Raw genomic sequence first — 16841 nt, 5'->3', positions numbered from 1 at the left:
ACCGCCGCTGTTGTTATTTTTTAATTGGAACTGTGACATCGTCTTTGAAATATTTCTCAGACAATTTCTTCAGTGTTCCGTCTTCTCTTAATTCTTTGATCGCTTTATTGAATTCTTCTCTTAGCTTGTCGTGCTTTTCATCTTTGGCAAATGGGTAGCCGACTTCTTCATATACGATTGGGTTGCCGACGATTTTGAGTGGAAGTCCTGTTTTTTCAATTTGAGCTAACAAGACACTGCGTCCGTTGACATAAGCATCTACACGGCCATTTGCGACTTCATTTAAGACACCGTCTTGTGTTTCATATGTTTTAATGTTGATTTTCTTGTCTGGGTCTTTGCTCTCTAGGTTTTTGGCATGGTTTGAGCCAAGAACAGCCGCCACCGTTTTTCCTTTTAAGTCATCAAGTCCTTTAATGTCCTTGTTGTCCTTCTTGACAATGATTTGTGTTCCTGCGTATGCATACGTATCTGTAAAGTTGAACGTTTGTTTACGCTCATCTGTAATCGCAACTTGGTTTGATACAGTATCCAGCTTACCAGATGTCAGCTGGCCCATCAGTCCGCTGAATTCACTCAGCTGCCAGTCTAGTTTGTAGCCTAGCTTTTTCGCAATGGCTTCTGTGACCTCGACATCAAATCCTACTAGTTTGCCGTTTTCTTTATAAGCAAATGGATAGCTTTGGCCTGTAGCGCCCACTTTAAGCACTTTCTCGTCTTTGCCTTCACTCTGATTACCCCCGCCGCATGCTGCTAACACCGCAAGCATTGCCGCAAATAAAACAACTAGCCACTTTTTGTTTTTCATGTTCGTACACCCTTCTTTCCTCTTATGGTTGTGTAATATCTGATCTTAATTGTTTTTTAAAATAAATGGTGATATGGCCTTTGCCTAGATCCTTTTCACCTGCTCTGACATAGCCTTTACGCTCATACATGTCCATGAGCCACGGATGCTTATCAGCTGTCCCAAGAGAGACAAACGGTACCTTTAGTGTGTCCCTTAGCACTTCCGTTTCAACCCACTCAAGCAAGGCTGAGCCTGTGCCTTTTTTTGCCGCTGGTTCTGAAGCAAACCACCAAATATGCGGAACGCCGAATGGTCCTGGCTGTTCTCCCCACGGCATACGGAGTGATAAGGTGGAGAGAAGCTCTCCGTTTTCTTCCATTACATAGCAAAGGTTCTTTTGTACATTTTTCTGAACGAGGGCGACATCTGCATGTGCTGCTTGGAACTGAATGCCGAGCTCACGAATCGGCTCGTAGGCTCTTGTTGTCAGTTCAAGCAGCGCTTCTATATCATCCTCAGTTGCCAGACGAAACGTATATCCCAACGTTAGTCACCTCACCTTTATGTCGTGTAGCGATTTTTTGGCTGTTTTAAGCCGAGATTTTCTCGTAAAGTTTGTCCTGTGTATTCTGTTTTGAACAGGCCTCTTTCCTGAAGGATCGGAACGACGCGGTCTACGAAGGCATCAAGTCCTTCTGGCAATAATGGCGGCATCACGTTAAAACCGTCGGCTGCTTCCTCAACGAGCCATGTCTCCATCACATCTGCTAGCTGCTCTGGTGTTCCAATGAAGATATGGTGCCCACGGGACCCTGCAACAGATTGGTAGAGCTGGCGAATGGTCAGGTTGTCCTTTCTCGCCATATTCATCACAAGGTCAAAGCGGCTTTTCACGGCATTTGACGCGCTTGGATCAATCTCTGGAAGTGGTCCGTCTAGTGGATACTGGGAAAGATCAATACCCCCTAAGTAGTTTTGTAAAATGCTAAGGCCGATTTCTGGAACAATCAGCTCTTGTAATTCTTCATACTTCGCTTTTGCTTCTTCGACAGTATCGGCAATGATTGGGAAGATGCCCGGCATGATGCTGACATCCTCTCTAGCTCGCCCAACAGCCTCTACTTTTCCCTTCAAGCTTTGGTAAAATTCCTTCGCTTTGTCGAGATCGTTTTGTGCCGTAAAAATAAGCTCAGCCGTTTTAGCCGCAAGCTTTTGACCATCTTCAGAAGATCCTGCTTGAATGATCACTGGCTGTCCTTGCGGGGTGCGTGATACGTTAAGCGGTCCCCGTACAGAGAAGAATTCACCTTTGTGCTGCAGCTCATGAAGCTTACTAGACTCAAAGAATTCTCCTGTTTCTTGGTTTCTGATAAGTGCGTCCTCTTCCCAAGAATCCCACAGACCTTTGACGACATCGACGAATTCTTCAGCTCGTTCGTATCGTTTGTGGTGCGCTAAATGCTCTTCTCCGCTAAAATTTTTCGCTGTTTCTTCAATAGAAGATGTGACCACATTCCATGCTGCTCGTCCGCCTGATAAATGATCGAGTGAGGCAAACTGTCTCGCAATATGGAATGGCTCACTATATGTAGTTGATGCTGTTGCTGCTAAACCAATTGTTGAGGTAGACTCTGCAATCGAAGAAAGCAGGGTGAGCGGTTCAAATCTTGTTAATACATTTGGATGAGATGTATGATTAATTGATAAGCTGTCGGCTAAAAAGAGCAAATCCAGCTTCCCTTCCTCGGCCTTTTTCGCTAATTGTTTAAAGTAATCAAGATTCATGGCTGCGTCTGGTACTGCTTTCGGATGTCTCCAAGAGGCGACATGATGTCCAGTTCCCGCGATGAATACGCCTAGCTTGAGCTTCCGTTTCGGCTGTGACACTTGTTCTTCATCCTTTCTATATCTTCCTTGTATCAAGTGATTATTTTACAAGATACATTTTTCTGATTGAATTAATCGGTTTTATCCATAAAAAAAGGGCAAATGTTGTGAAAAATGAAAAATAATTATTACTATATGCCCTTTTTACATGATTGTCAACCGCCTTCTAAACCTCCAAAAAAAGGGATTTACAGGCGGTTACGGTGGATCAATTTCAATATTTCCGATGAGCCGGTCCGTGGAGTGCGTCATCAATTGACTGCGCTCTAGTACGTTATGGGCAATCACCGAATGAGTGGAAGATGTGGTGCGGACGGCAATCGCTTTTTGAGGAGAGAGATTAATGATGTTATTCCGCAGCACACGTGCTGAGACAACCTCATCAAGAAAAACGGCTGTCGGCTGTCCGATTGAACGATTTAAATAAAAGCGGTTATCACCAATTTGGGGTGAGCCATTTTTAATATACATCACCACATATAAGGACGTTTCTTCAAAGGAATTGTCTTTAATCTCTAAAGGAGCGGTCGTATTGCTGTAGACGGCATAGTTTTGATAGTGCTTAAAACGATTCTGCCATATGAAAGCCTTTGCATTTCCTGTCACGCTGATTGTATACGAAGATGCGAGCTGTGAATGTCCTTCTTGAATAAAGTGATTGCCGTTGATCCCCGCTTCTCCCTCCTGCACCCATATCCCTCGGCTGAATTCCTTGAATTGATTATGCTGAATTAAGATATTCGTTCCTCTGACCATCGCCGCATCGATGACAGAGTAGACGGTATTGTTTGAAAAGACAATGCTGTCTGATTGATAAATACGCAGCGATGTACTTCTAAGCCGTGTGTTTGTCCCTGACTCAATATGGTTTCCTTCTATTAAAATACGATTGGCCATATAGACAGACACAGCCGCATCTTCAAAAAGACTGATTTTATTACCTGTGATGTGCACGCTGTCTCCCCTCACATCAATACCCTTTTCAAACCCTTCAATCATATTGCCAATAATGATCACATTGTTTTCCGATTGATCAAGCGGCACACCTAAGCTCGTAATCCCTGCTTTTGTCACGCCCCCTCTCACTGCACGAATCAAATTATTCGCAATGATCATTTCAGTGGCGAAGCCATAGGAGATACTGCTGTCCGTTTGATTGCCTTCAATGATCACACCATAGCCGTTGAAATTATAGATAGAGCTGGCTGCGCCGCCTCTGACTATGTTGTTTCGAATTTGAATATTCAGCGGTTCCTCCAAGTTGGTCGCATTTTCTCCGTATCCTTCAATATCAATGCCCATTTTTGGCTCGACCCCGTTTACCCCTGCCCTTTCAAGCAAACAGTCTTCCACAATGACACCATCACAGCCTGTAATAGAAATATTGTTTCGCCTTGAGTCAGTGATGGTGCAGCCAGAAATATGAATTGACGAAGCAGGCGAGTACGATTCGATATGGGTCAATAAACCGTGCGGACTGACAATGATGCCGTCTCCCGTACAATTGTTGATTTGAACACGATCGATATTCACATGGGAAGCACCTTCAATACACACCCCGAAGCCCCATTCATGTGTTTTTCTTTCTGGCGGGAGTGCCTTGTACACATGCTCATCACGGTCGCCTTCGATCCGCCCGCCCCGAATGGTCACATGCTCTACCTCTCCTATATAAAAGGCTGCATATCCCCACGAATCATTTGGTTTCACTTTGATAACGGCATCTGATGCCATCTCAATACAAATATGACTTGGCACTCGTATGCCGGCATGACGAAAAGGAAAAAATTGATCCCCCCTGTACACCGCATCTATTAGATACGTTCCACTCGGCAGCCAGACGTGGGAGTAGCCCTGTGCTTTTGTCCATTCCAGGCATTCGTTCAGTTTCGCTGTACAGTCCGTTTTCCCGTCAGCAATCACGCCAAAGTCTAATACATTGACAATGGGTTTCTTCAGATCAGATTCATTTACATCCCCCAATGAAAACCCCTCCTTTTTACACATGTCCTCTTGTCATCCTATGCATGTGGGAAAGGTTTGCTTGTACGATATTTCAAATTTTATATAAATTCTTCTGGAATAACTTTCCGATGATTTTCACTTGAGCGAATTTTTCATCTTTTTGAGTCTTTACACCTATTGAACTAACATTTTCCTGTTTTAGAATAGTTTTATATTGACACAAGAACTATACAAGAATATCATTTTTCTCATATCTCTTTTTTTAAGAAAGGATCTATGCCATGTCTACAATTGACCACGATAAAATTGTTAAAAGTGTTCCTCAAAAAGGGTTTTTTGGACATCCTAAAGGACTTTACACACTGTTTTTCACTGAATTTTGGGAGCGTTTTTCTTATTATGGCATGCGTGCACTGCTTATTTATTATATGTACACAGAGGTGACAAAAGGCGGTCTTGGCTTCGACCAGACAACCGCTAATTCGATCATGTCTGTCTATGGTGCGCTTGTCTACATGTCAGGCATTATTGGCGGATGGCTTGCCGACCGGGTATTTGGTTCGTCCAGTACGGTCTTTTATGGCGGGGTATTCATTATGCTTGGTCATGTCATTTTGGCACTGCCTAGCGGAGCAACAGCGCTCTTTATTAGTATGGGGCTGATTATTATTGGGACAGGTCTCCTAAAGCCGAACGTGTCAAACATAGTCGGTGACCTGTATACAAAAACAGATCCTCGGAGGGATTCTGGATTCAGTATTTTCTATATGGGGATCAACATGGGTGGTTTTATCGCCCCATTAATTGTCGGAACACTCGGTCAAAAAGTGAATTTCCACCTTGGTTTCTCACTCGCTGCCGTTGGTATGCTTGTTGGACTTATTACGTTTGTCATCACGAAAAAGCCGAATCTTGGACTTGCCGGCACTTATGTCACAAATCCACTATCAGCTACTGAACGCAAGAACTTCAAAATTTTCGGTACATTGATCGTGATTGTACTTGCTGTTTTTGCTGTCATCGGTATTCGAACAGGAGCGCTCACGATTAATCTATTCACTTGGTTTGTCAGTGTCCTTGGTGTGCTGATTCCAATTGTTTATTTTATTGTGATGTATTTTAGTAAAAAAACGAGTGCAGTGGAGCAGTCGAGGGTACTCGCTTATATTCCATTGTTCCTAGCTGCGGTGATGTTCTGGGCCATTCAAGAACAAGGCTCAAATATTTTAGCCACATATGCAGATCAGCGAACAAACTTGAATTTCCTTGGCATGACATTAGCCTCTTCTTGGTTCCAATCATTGAACCCAATCTTTATTGTGCTCCTGTCACCAGTATTTGCTTGGTTATGGGTCAGACTCGGTAAGAAACAGCCGTCTACCCCGATTAAATTCTCACTTGGCCTTCTGTTCGCAGGATTATCCTTTATCATCATGATCATTCCTGCCTACATGTCTGGTCCGAATACACTTGTGAGCCCATTATGGCTCGTTCTAAGCTTCTTCCTCGTCGTGATCGGAGAGCTCTGCTTATCACCAGTTGGACTTTCAGCGACAACAAAGCTGGCACCTGCTGCCTTCTCAGCGCAAACGATGAGCCTTTGGTTCCTTTCCAATGCAATGGCACAGGCCATCAATGCGCAAGTGGTCAAGCTATTTGATAAAGTGCCAGAAACCGTCTATTTCGGGATCATCGGCATGCTCGCCATCATTTTATGTGGCGCTATGCTCCTGCTTACACCGGTGATTAAGAAAGCGATGAAAGGCGTGCATTAAATTGAAAAAGAAGCCTCCCAAATGGGAAGGCTTCTTTTTTTGAATTAAAACCGAATTTCATCATCTCCGTGGATTTGCAACTGGAGCGGTTCACTTTTCACCTGATGTTTTTTCACATAACGGTGATAGACAACATATCCAATGATCATGAGCGGTACGCCGACATACAGCCCAATCCGCTGCTCCGCATCAAAGGCAAGACTGATTAGCACAATCGAGTTAAGCGTGATCGCAATGATCGGCAGTGCCGGATAAAGAGGGGTTTTAAATTTTAGGTTTTCCAGCTTTCCGCCTGCTTTCAAATATCTTCTGCGGAAAAGCAGCTGTGATAATGTAATCGTAATCCAGCCGGTTTGGGCACTCATGCCCGCAATTGACACGATCCAAGCAAAAACGGTTTTCTCTGCAAAGAATCCTGATAATAACGAAATACCTGTAAACAGGAAAGTGAGCAGTAAGGCATTCATCGGGATGCCCCGCTGATTGACTCGTCTAAACGCCTTCCCTGCCATTCCTTCCTTCGACAAAGAGTACAGCATTCTCGTAGAGGCATATAGGCCAGAGTTCGCCACAGATAATAAAGCAATGATAATGACAAAGTTCATGATATCTGCCGCATAAGGAATGCCCGTTCTCTCAAACACAGTGACAAATGGGCTTTGCAGCACACTCGCTTCTTTCCAAGGCACCATGCCCGCTAAGACAAAAATAGATAAAACGAAAAAGACAAGGGTGCGCCAAACCGTCTGATGAATCGAGCGAGGCACGGTTTTCTCCGGATTTTCACTTTCTCCTGCCGCAATCCCGATCAGCTCCGTCCCTTGAAACGAAAAATTCACCGTGATCATCGTGACGACAACGGCCAGCAAGCCATTCGGAAACAGACCGTCACTCACAAAATGACTAAAGTAAGGAGCTGGTTCCCCGCTCGTCGTTTGAATAAAACCAAACATCGCCGCTCCGCCTACGCCAATAAATAGTAAGATGGCAACAATCTTAATGGTTGAAAAGAAAAACTCCGACTCCCCGAACGCTTTCGCTGACCTGGCATTTAATAAGAACAAACACAGCCCAAATATGAGACACCAAATCCACACATCCACTTGTGGAAGCCAGCGTCTCATCAGCTGCCCTGCTGATAAAAATTCCAGCGCCACGGTGGCTGCCCAGCCAAGCCAATAAATCCAGCCAACCGCAAAACCCGCTGCAGGACTCACAAATTTCGTCGCATACGTATGAAACGATCCCGACACAGGAAGCGCGACTGACAGCTCTCCAAGACACAGCATGGTTAAATACATAATCAATCCGCCCACTATATAGGAAAGAACAGCTCCAACTGGCCCTGCTTGTCCAATCGTATAGCCTGTTCCAAGGAAAAAGCCTGTCCCAATGACACCGCCAAGAGAAATCATAAATAAATGGCGGGAGGTCATCGCCCTTTTCAATTGTTCGGGCTGATTTTGTCCAACATCCACAATGATGCCCTCCTTCTTCTAAGATGTTCTGTTATCAAAACATGTCTCCATGTGATTATTCCAATTTCAAAACAACCTACTAATTATACATCTTTTATAATAAATATGCTTCCTTCTATCGTCACTGTTACAAAGTCTTTATTTTAGTAATGTTCGCACAACTATACGGTGATTCTGATCATTTGATAGGATGCCTTATATCCAAAAGAATTGCACGAAAAAACCAGCATGCAAACTTACATGACACACTGGTTTCATTTCCCTCTATTCGAGTCTCATTTCAAACAGTCATGAGTCATTTTCCTTTTGTAGACACTCTTTGATAAAACCATCTATATCTTGAAAGCAGCGATTTTTAGATTCAGCGTGAAAAGTCGTAGAATCTGGATTGGCGAACCCATGCTGCCCCTTTACTATTTTCACGCATAGCTTTTCCTTTTTCTCCAAAACATTCGCAACCTCCCGAGGGTTAAAAGATGCTTCAACTTCCGGGAAAAATAACAGCGTATTGCAGGCAGGCGTCATATCGAGAAAATCTCTTATCCGTGAACCATAAAATCCAATCACTCCGGTAAACAACTGATCATATTGGCTGCATTGCCAAGCAATTTTTGCCCCCACACTAAAACCTATCAGACATATGTCTCTCTCTGCATTTTTCGTTTTTAACTCTTTTGCCACATTCAATACGATCGTTACCGATTCATCAAAACCAACTTTATTCATAAAGTAGTCATATGCCTCATTCTCACTGGCATAAGGGAAGTGTTTAGCCTGTCCTAATAAATGAGGACAATAAACCTCAAAACCAGCTTTGTCAAAATGATCGATCATACTCTTCATATGATCATTTATTCCGTATATTTCGTGTACTAAAATCATGACAGGTTTTTGTTTCGATGTATGCAAATGATCACACTTCCCTTTATTCCGTTTGTTCACTGGAGGATCGTGTACTTTAAAAAGTCATTTAAGTCGACTGATCAACACCCACATAAACTTCTTTCGATGTGAAAATCATAGCATATTTTGCCATTAAGTAGTCTATCTCACATTCTCATCAATCGAACTCTCTTCATCATCGTTTGAGAATGCGTTTGGTTTTATCCACCTTTTGTTTTGGGTATAGTTCTATCGTTTATCCGTTCAACCAGTTCAAGGCATAAAGTTGGTGAGATTCGCTCAAGCTAGTTTCAAATGCTTTACTTTTAGGTTGCTTCTCTGTAAGATCATATGTTGTAAATACCAACAAGAAAAGTGGGGAATAAAATGAAAAAAATGTTCTTTGCCATTATTTTAGGCGCTTGTGTTGCATTGATCACAGCATGTGGATCAGCTGCAAACGACAGCGCAAATAAACAATCTGGGTCTAAGGAATCAGGTGACCTTTGGAAGTCCATTCAGGATAAAGGCGTATTAACCATCGGTACAGAAGGTACATATGCTCCTTTCACCTTCCATGACAAAAAGACAGATAAATTAACTGGCTATGATGTCGAGGTCATCACAGAAGTCGCAAAACGTCTTGACTTAAAACCAGAATTCAAAGAAACACAATGGGACAGCATGTTTGCTGGTCTGAATTCAAAACGTTTTGATGTGGTAGCGAACCAAGTTGGTAAAACTGGACGTGAAAATCAATATGATTTCTCTGATAAATACACAACATCTCAAGCCATTGTTGTGACAAAATCAGATAACAATGACATCAAGAAACTTTCTGATGTGAAAGGCAAAAAAGCAGCACAATCATTAACAAGTAACTACAACAAATTAGCTACAGATGCTGGCGCTAAAATTGAAGGGGTTGAAGGTCTTGCACAATCCATTCAATTGATTCAGCAAGGGCGTGCTGATTTGACGTTCAATGATAAATTGGCTGTCTTGAATTACTTGAAAACAAGCGGTAACAAAAACCTAAAAGTTGCATTTGAAACAGGAGATCCACAAGAAACGTATTTTGCCTTCAGAAAAGGCAGCGGCGAAGTCGTTGACAAAGTGAATGGCGCACTAAAAGAAATGAAGAAAGACGGTACACTCGCTAAGATTTCTAAGAAATGGTTTGGTGAAGATGTTACAAAATAATATCCTCGGAGTCGTCATTCCGTGGGATCTTCTTCAGCAATCTTTTTGGCCAATGGTGATGCAGGGAATTTATTATACAATTCCCCTCGCCATCATTGCTTTTATCATTGGTCTTTTTATCGCGCTTGTGACAGCTCTTGCTAGAATGTCTAAAATCAAAGCGCTCAGATGGATTTTTTCTATCTATGTGTCGGCTGTTCGCGGAACGCCGCTTTTTGTGCAATTGTTTATTATTTTCTATTTCTTTCCGACATTTAATATCACACTTGATCCATATCCAAGTGCTATCATCGCTTTTTCTTTAAACGTAGGTGCGTATGCTTCGGAAATTATTCGTGCATCCGTCCTATCTGTTCCAAAAGGACAATGGGAAGCGGGGTATTCGATTGGGATGACCCATCGCAAAACGCTCGTCCGCGTGATTTTACCGCAGGCAGTGCGTGTATCGATTCCGCCGCTGTCTAATTCATTCATTAGTTTGGTGAAAGATACATCGCTTGCCTCCCAAATCCTCGTGGCAGAGATGTTCCGTAAATCACAAGAAATTGCTGCGGCGAACTTGGATCAAATTTTATTTATTTATATGGAAGCAGCCCTGATCTATTGGGTATTCTGCTTCATTCTATCGCTCGTTCAACACCAAATTGAAAAACGACTTGATCGATATGTCGCAAGGTAAGGAGGGAACGACATGCTAACAGTCAAAGGCTTAAACAAATCCTTTGGTGAAAATGAGATTTTAAAGTCGATTGATTTTACGATCAACAAAGGGCAGGTTGTGGCGATTCTTGGTCCATCAGGTTCAGGAAAAACAACGATGCTTCGCTGTTTAAATGCACTTGAAATTCCAAATGCCGGCTCCTTTACCTTCGATGATTTCTCGATTGATTTTTCTAAAAAAAATAAACAAGCTGATTTGCTCAAGCTTCGCCGGAAGTCAGGCATGGTGTTTCAAGATTATCATCTGTTCCCACATCGCACTGTTCTTGAGAATGTGATGGAAGGTCCAGTCCAAGTCCAGCGCCGTCCGAAAGAAGCGGTGCGAAAAGAAGCGATTCAGCTCCTGCAAAAGGTAGGACTTGAGGATAAAAAAGATTTGTATCCCTTCCAGCTGTCAGGCGGTCAAAAGCAGCGTGTCGGCATTGCCCGTGCACTTGCCATTCAGCCAGAGCTTATGCTTTTTGATGAACCCACCTCTGCGCTAGATCCTGAGCTTGTCGGAGAAGTCTTAAAGGTCATGAAAGATTTAGCGAAAGAAGGCTGGACGATGGCGGTTGTCACACATGAAATCAAGTTTGCCCAAGAAGTGGCGGACGAAGTGATTTTTATTGATGGCGGCGTCATCGTTGAACAAGGTCCTCCTGAAGAAATCTTCAAACGACCAAAGGAAGAACGAACAAAACAATTCTTAAATCGGATTTTGAATCCAGTATGATCAAAAAGGCTGTTCTCATCATGTGAGAACAGCCTTTTTTTATATCTCTTTTTGCAGCCGCAGCGCTAGTAAATCTTGCAGGAGCAGTCTCGCTCCCTCTGGGCTGACAACTACACCGCCGGACAGCGCCTTATTGGAACAGGTGACTTGCCCTGTAACGATACAAGGTTTATCCTGCCAATAAGGCTTTATCACAATGTGACTTTCTTCTTGATAGATTTCAATAAAATCTTGTGGGTGAATTTTCAACCGTTTTCTTATATCTGTCGGCAGGACAATTCTTCCAACGTTATCTATATACTTTACATCTTCTTTATTTAACAAATTGACCCCCCCTGCATCTCTAGATAGGATATAGAAGATTCCCTGTTTATCAAGGGATTAAGCGCTCTAATCGATTAATGAAAGAATGAGCTGCAGGCTGATCCAATGGCTAAACACGCTTCCCATATATAATATATCTGTTTGGCGCAGGCCCAATGAAAGAAAAAGGATAACATGTGGTGAGGACAAGTTCTTCCTTTTCCTGTTGTAGTGTAATAATACTTTGATCATCTTTTTTCACAATCTTTGTTTTCTCAATTTCATAGGTAAACCGACCGTATGAAAGCTCTATGACAAGTTGATCCCCTTTCACAAGTTCTCCTGTTCGTCTAAACACAGTATCACGATGCCCAGATAAAACAATTTGTCCCTGTTCGTTAGGAAAATAGCTCTCGTGATAATGACCAACTCCCTTTGCCAAATCCTCCGCCGCTGTTCCTTCTACAATTGGTAACTCAGCGTTTAACTTTGGAATGTGCAAGAGCCCAATGGTTTCACCAGCCTCCGGCACAAAAGAGGAATCCATTTTCCCCTTTTGCTGGATGGCTGCTTGCGCAGACTGGAATGATTGATCTACTTGTCTTTGTCCATCAACGATTTTCATATATCCTACAATCACAAGACAAATACCTGCTGTAATCAATAGAGCTGAGATGATTTTTTGAAACATGGACGATTATCCGTTTCTTTTTCTTCTTTTCCATACAATAAGGGATGCACCTATTAGTACAAGTGCAAATCCTGCTAGTAAAAGGTTGTACATCTCTGTTGCAGTGTTCGGAAGATGATGACCAGGTGTATCCGGTTCTGAATGAGAAGGCTGCTCTGGATTTGCTGGCACCTCTGGCACATGCGGCGGTACTACCGTTGTTGAGTTTTCAGGTTTGTCTGGTTCGTCAACATTCTCGCCCTTCACAACTGCGATATTTTGAATGGTTTTACCTTCAGATCCTTTCGCGACCTTCGCTTCAAAAGTAATCGTATGCCAGTCCGTATCTTTGATATCACCAAATTGACCGGTCACCGTACCTTTTGTGTAGTCTCCGTTGTCATCATCTTTTGCATCTGTGACGGCTTGCTCATCTACTTTTAGTGAACCTTCGACGTATTCAAGACCTTCTGGCAGTTGATCTGCGATTACTAAATCTTTGATAACACTGTCTTCTACACTATTTTTTGTTTTGATGGTGTAAAGGAGAGTGTCGCCTACTTGTACTTCTTTTTCATTTGTATTGCCTTCTGCTTTTTGAGAGATCTCAGATGTTTTTTCTGATTCAAACTTTGGATCTCTTGGATCAATGTTTGTTTCGGTTGTCGGTTCATCTGGCGGTGTGTTTTCGCCTGTTACTTTTGCTGTGTTTTGAATGGTTTTATCCGCTTGGCCTTTAGCGACCTTCGCTTCGAAAGTAACTGTATGCCAGTCTGTGTCTTTGATATCACCAAATTGACCGGTGACTGTGCCTTCTGTGTAGTCTCCGTTGTCGTCATCTTTTGCATCTGTGACGGCTTGGTCATCTACTTTTAATGATCCTTCGACATATTCAAGACCTTCTGGCAGTTGATCTGCGATCACTAAATCTCTGATGACACTGTCTTCTACACTATTTTTTGTTTTAATGGTGTAAAGAAGGGTGTCGCCTACCTGAACTTGTTTTTCATTTGTATTGCCTTCTGCTTTTTGAGAGATCTCAGATGTTTTTTCTGATTCAAGCTTTGGATCTCTTGGATCAATGTTTGTTTCGGTTGTCGGCTCATCTGGCGGCGTGTTTTCGCCTGTTACTTTTGCTGTGTTTTGAATGGTTTTATCCGCTTGACCTTTTGCGACCTTCGCTTCGAAAGTAACAGTATGCCAGTCTGTGTCTTTGATATCACCAAATTGTCCGGTGACTGTGCCTTTTGTGTAGTCTCCGTTGTCGTCATCTTTTGCATCTGTGACGGCTTGTCCATCTACTTTTAATGACCCTTCGACGTATTCAAGACCTTCTGGCAGTTGATCTGAAATCACGAGATTTTCGACGATGCTGTCCTCTTCAAGATTCTTTGTTTTGATCGTATAAAGAAGGGTATCGCCTACCTGTGGTGTTTTTTCATCTGTGTTCCCTTCTGCTTTTTTCTGAATGCTCGCTGTCTTTTCTGATGCTAGTTTTGGTTCACGAGGATAAATTTCTGTATTCGTTGTTGGATCATCTGGTGGTGTGTTTTCACCTGTTACTTCGGCAGTGTTTTGAATGTCTTGACCAGCCTGTCCCTTTTCAACTGTCACTTCAAACGTCACGGTATGCCAGTCCGTGTCCTTCACATCACCAAAATAACCTGTGACCTTTCCATCTGTGTAGTCTCCGCTATCGTCGTCTTTCACATCTGTGACAGATTCTCCATCAATTTCAAGAGACCCAGCGACATACGTCAGCCCTTTTGGTAATTGATCTGAGATCACTAGATTTTCCACAAGGCTGTCTTCTATCGTGTTCTTTGTTTTAATTGTATAAAGCAGGGTATCTCCTACTTCTGGATGCTTCTCATCTTTGTTACCTTCAGCTTTTTTCTGCAAGACCGCTGATTTTTCTGATTCTAGCTTTGGATCACGAGGATAGATTTCTGTTTTTGTTGTCGGATCGTCTGGTGGTGTGTTTTCACCTGTGACACTCGCTGTATTTTGAATGTCTTTGCCAGATTGTCCTTTTTCAACCGTCACTTCAAATGTCACAGTATGCCAATCTGTATCTTGAATGTCACCAAATTGTCCTGATATGGTACCATCTGTGAAGTCTCCGTTATCGTCATCCTTTGCGTCAGTGACTGCCTCTCCATCCACTTGAAGTGAATCCGGCACATACGCTAATCCTTCCGGCAGTTCGTCTGAGATCACTAAATTTTCAACGAGACTGTCTTCTATCGTATTCTTTGTTTTAATCGTATAAAGAAGTGTATCACCGACCTCTGGATGCTTCTCATCTGTATTGCCATCTGCTTTTTTCTGCAAGACCGCTGATTTTTCAGAAGTCAGCTTTGGGTCACGAGGATAGATCTCTACATTCGTTGTCGGCTCGTCTGGCGGTGTGTTGCCGGTTGTGACACTCGCTGTATTTTGAATATCTTTGCCTGCCTGGCCTTTTTCAACTGTGACTTCAAACGTCACGGTATGCCATTTCGTATCTTTCACTTCACCGAACGTTCCAGTGACAGTTCCATCTGTCATATCACCGTTGTCGTCATCTTTTACATCTGTGACCGGATTTCCATCTACCTGAAGTGAATTTGGTACATAAGATAATCCTTGAGGTAACTTGTCAGAAATCACAAGGTCTTCTATTACACTATCTTCAATAGCGTTACGGGCTTGAATGGTATACAGCAATGTGTCCCCTACTTCTGGGTGTTTCTCATCTGTATTCCCATCTGCTTTTTTCTGTAAGACCGCTGATTTTTCTGATTCAAGCTTCGGATCACGAGGATAAATTTCTATGTTTGTTGTTGGATTGTCTGGCGGTGTGTTTTCCCCTTTGACATTCGCTGTATTTTGAATATCTTTACCCGCTTGCCCTTTTGCTACTTTCGCTTCAAATGTCACAGTGTGCCAATCGGTGTCTTTCACATCACCTATTTGACCTGTCACAGTACCGTTTGTAAAATCACCTTTGTCTTGATCCTTTGCATCTGTTACGCTTGTGCCATCTACCTTAAGAGATCCAGAAACATAGGTTAAGCTGCTCGGAAGATTATCTGATATGATCAGATTTTTAAGAATGCCGAATTGCACCGTATTTTTTGCTCTAATTGTATAAAGCAAAGTGTCGCCTACTTCTGGATGCTTTTCATCTGTGTTGCCTTCTGCTTTTTTCTGTAAAGTAACAGATTTTTCTGATTCAAGGTTAGGAGGATATGGATCGAATTCAGGCTTCACCCTTGAAGCTAAGTCGTAAGATAATGAATCACCTACAGTGCCCATATATGTTGTACTTAATGTTTTCGCATCAAGTGTAAAAAGAGTAGAATGACCAATAGAGTCATCTTTTCCTGATTGTAATAGCATTTGTCCATTTGGCAAAAAGCTAATTCCTCGTACTCCTCCCTCAATCGGTTTACCATCTGCATTTGTGATTGGAATCACTCGAATGACTTCAGCTGTTTCAGGATTCATTTGCGCAATGGACCCACTGGTATTAGATGCGAACCAAAGATAGCCATCCTTATCGACGACAAGGTCTCCGCCAATGTCTCCGCCAATGCCAGGACCAACGTCATAACCGACAATTTTCTTGGCCGTTTTTTGACCAGTTGCTAAGTCGTACGTTGCAAGGTAGGGTTCTCCATCAACCGCATACGAATGAATATATTTACCGTTATAAACAACGGCATTAGGCGCTCTTCCGCCTAAAACACCTACACGCTCTGCTTGTCCAGTGGTCGCATTTATTTTATAAAGAACTGGCTCTCCACTTGCTGTCGTAGTTGCATACACAGTGTTTTCTTGATCATTCACAGCAACACCGTTCACTACAGTCGAATTAATTCCCTTCACCTGTACACTAGCCTTTACGTTTGTTGGATTTTGCCCATCAAGCTGATAAAGAACTAACTTCCCATTTCCAATCATGTAGGAATCTGCGTTATTGACAACCACTGTCCCAGCGGCTTTCGTAACAGGTGGCGAAACTGTTAATAAATTCCCAGCAATCAGCACCAATATTAGAAATAATTGACTCGTTCTTTTTAATATGTTCATTTTTTGACATCCCCTTTTCCCTGCTCTAAATCATAATGGTATGTACCAGTTCACCTCCCACACTTTGGTAAAGAATATCAGTAACATTTCAGAACCCTCAACATGACTAAAAGACTATTTTCGACAAAAATAGCCCTTTTGTCATATACAGCTTTCGACATCTGATCCATCTATGTTTTTTCCAATAAAACGAGTTTTTTTATCGTGTATTAAATATTTTATCTACCAATAAAAACAGGCCTAACGGCGCAATTTACATACAATCTATTCTAATTTATCTTGAATATTCTTTAATTGGATAAAGGTTGTTTTTTTGTCATTTTATATTGAATTTTTTTCTTATTTTCATAAAAATTGTTAATTATTGGTTCACTTT

At 42.3% G+C, this 16841-nt stretch carries 13 protein-coding genes; 4 read left to right on the top strand and 9 right to left on the bottom strand.

All coding sequences use genetic code 11. The annotated features are described in order from the left end of the window. Nucleotides 1-13: 13 nt before the first annotated feature. The 4 genes from NSQ17_RS02190 to NSQ17_RS02175 all read right to left on the bottom strand — a co-directional run bounded on the left by NSQ17_RS02190 (nt 14) and on the right by NSQ17_RS02175 (nt 4660). Nucleotides 14-808, bottom strand: coding sequence for an amino acid ABC transporter substrate-binding protein (locus NSQ17_RS02190; RefSeq protein WP_008347268.1), 795 nt, complete (start codon nt 806-808; stop codon nt 14-16). A 22-nt stretch (nt 809-830) separates the two neighbouring features. Beyond that, on the bottom strand, nt 831-1334 hold the full coding sequence (locus NSQ17_RS02185; RefSeq protein WP_024720188.1) for a GNAT family N-acetyltransferase: 504 nt from the start codon (nt 1332-1334) through the stop codon (nt 831-833). Nucleotides 1335-1351: 17 nt separating this feature from the next. Further along, the gene (locus NSQ17_RS02180) at nt 1352-2677 is read right to left on the bottom strand and encodes an LLM class flavin-dependent oxidoreductase (RefSeq protein WP_047946171.1); all 1326 of its coding nucleotides are present in this window, start codon (nt 2675-2677) and stop codon (nt 1352-1354) included. A gap of 198 nt (nt 2678-2875) precedes the next feature. Next, nucleotides 2876-4660, bottom strand: a complete 1785-nt coding sequence (locus tag NSQ17_RS02175; RefSeq protein WP_039166244.1) for a right-handed parallel beta-helix repeat-containing protein — start codon at nt 4658-4660, stop codon at nt 2876-2878. Nucleotides 4661-4923: 263 nt separating this feature from the next. Between NSQ17_RS02175 and NSQ17_RS02170 the strand changes: the two genes are divergently transcribed. Further along, on the top strand, nt 4924-6417 hold the full coding sequence (locus NSQ17_RS02170; protein WP_159145400.1) for a peptide MFS transporter: 1494 nt from the start codon (nt 4924-4926) through the stop codon (nt 6415-6417). Between the two features lie 44 nt (nt 6418-6461). Here the strand turns inward: NSQ17_RS02170 and NSQ17_RS02165 are convergent, their stop codons facing one another. Further along, complete coding sequence (locus tag NSQ17_RS02165) at nt 6462-7853, bottom strand: amino acid permease (RefSeq protein ID WP_047946191.1); 1392 nt, start codon at nt 7851-7853, stop codon at nt 6462-6464. Nucleotides 7854-8183: 330 nt separating this feature from the next. Further along, nucleotides 8184-8804: a dienelactone hydrolase family protein gene (locus NSQ17_RS02160; protein WP_342467802.1), complete on the bottom strand. Its 621-nt coding sequence runs from the start codon at nt 8802-8804 to the stop codon at nt 8184-8186. A 360-nt stretch (nt 8805-9164) separates the two neighbouring features. On the opposite strand from NSQ17_RS02160, the gene tcyA reads away from it, so the two are divergent. The 3 genes from tcyA to NSQ17_RS02145 are packed head-to-tail and all read left to right on the top strand — an operon-like array spanning nt 9165 to nt 11415. After that, nucleotides 9165-9980 (top strand): cystine ABC transporter substrate-binding lipoprotein TcyA, encoded by an 816-nt coding sequence (gene tcyA, locus NSQ17_RS02155; RefSeq protein WP_007498178.1) that lies wholly within the window; start codon nt 9165-9167, stop codon nt 9978-9980. After that, on the top strand, nt 9967-10659 hold the full coding sequence (locus NSQ17_RS02150; RefSeq protein WP_008347286.1) for an amino acid ABC transporter permease: 693 nt from the start codon (nt 9967-9969) through the stop codon (nt 10657-10659). The genes tcyA and NSQ17_RS02150 overlap by 14 nt, the downstream gene beginning before the upstream one ends. Nucleotides 10660-10671: 12 nt before the next feature. Next, entirely contained in the window at nt 10672-11415 is a 744-nt protein-coding gene (locus NSQ17_RS02145) for an amino acid ABC transporter ATP-binding protein (protein WP_007498183.1), read from the top strand. Nucleotides 11416-11454: 39 nt separating this feature from the next. Here the strand turns inward: NSQ17_RS02145 and NSQ17_RS02140 are convergent, their stop codons facing one another. From NSQ17_RS02140 to NSQ17_RS02130, 3 genes are all read right to left on the bottom strand, one after another. Then, on the bottom strand, nt 11455-11739 hold the full coding sequence (locus tag NSQ17_RS02140; protein WP_041508244.1) for an AbrB/MazE/SpoVT family DNA-binding domain-containing protein: 285 nt from the start codon (nt 11737-11739) through the stop codon (nt 11455-11457). 109 nt (nt 11740-11848) lie between these two features. After that, on the bottom strand, nt 11849-12409 hold the full coding sequence (locus NSQ17_RS02135) for a class D sortase (RefSeq protein WP_039166256.1): 561 nt from the start codon (nt 12407-12409) through the stop codon (nt 11849-11851). A 6-nt stretch (nt 12410-12415) separates the two neighbouring features. Next, a complete protein-coding gene (locus NSQ17_RS02130) occupies nt 12416-16465 on the bottom strand; it encodes an isopeptide-forming domain-containing fimbrial protein (RefSeq protein WP_342467801.1) in 4050 nt (1349 codons plus the stop codon). Nucleotides 16466-16841: the final 376 nt, after the last annotated feature.

Source organism: Bacillus sp. FSL W8-0629, from assembly GCF_038593225.1.
Lineage (GTDB): Bacteria > Bacillota > Bacilli > Bacillales > Bacillaceae > Bacillus > Bacillus altitudinis.
This window is presented reverse-complemented; position numbering and strand designations above follow the sequence as displayed.

Bases quoted from the DNA above. Each gene is read 5' to 3' on its own strand.
- NSQ17_RS02130 (WP_342467801.1), bottom strand. From the start codon at position 16,465: ATGAACATATTAAAAAGAACGAGTCAATTATTTCTAATATTGGTGCTG.
- NSQ17_RS02150 (WP_008347286.1), top strand. From the start codon at position 9,967: ATGTTACAAAATAATATCCTCGGAGTCGTCATTCCGTGGGATCTTCTT.
- NSQ17_RS02145 (WP_007498183.1), top strand. From the start codon at position 10,672: ATGCTAACAGTCAAAGGCTTAAACAAATCCTTTGGTGAAAATGAGATT.
- tcyA (WP_007498178.1), top strand. From the start codon at position 9,165: ATGAAAAAAATGTTCTTTGCCATTATTTTAGGCGCTTGTGTTGCATTG.
- NSQ17_RS02135 (WP_039166256.1), bottom strand. From the start codon at position 12,409: ATGTTTCAAAAAATCATCTCAGCTCTATTGATTACAGCAGGTATTTGT.
- NSQ17_RS02170 (WP_159145400.1), top strand. From the start codon at position 4,924: ATGTCTACAATTGACCACGATAAAATTGTTAAAAGTGTTCCTCAAAAA.
- NSQ17_RS02190 (WP_008347268.1), bottom strand. From the start codon at position 808: ATGAAAAACAAAAAGTGGCTAGTTGTTTTATTTGCGGCAATGCTTGCG.
- NSQ17_RS02165 (WP_047946191.1), bottom strand. From the start codon at position 7,853: ATGACCTCCCGCCATTTATTTATGATTTCTCTTGGCGGTGTCATTGGG.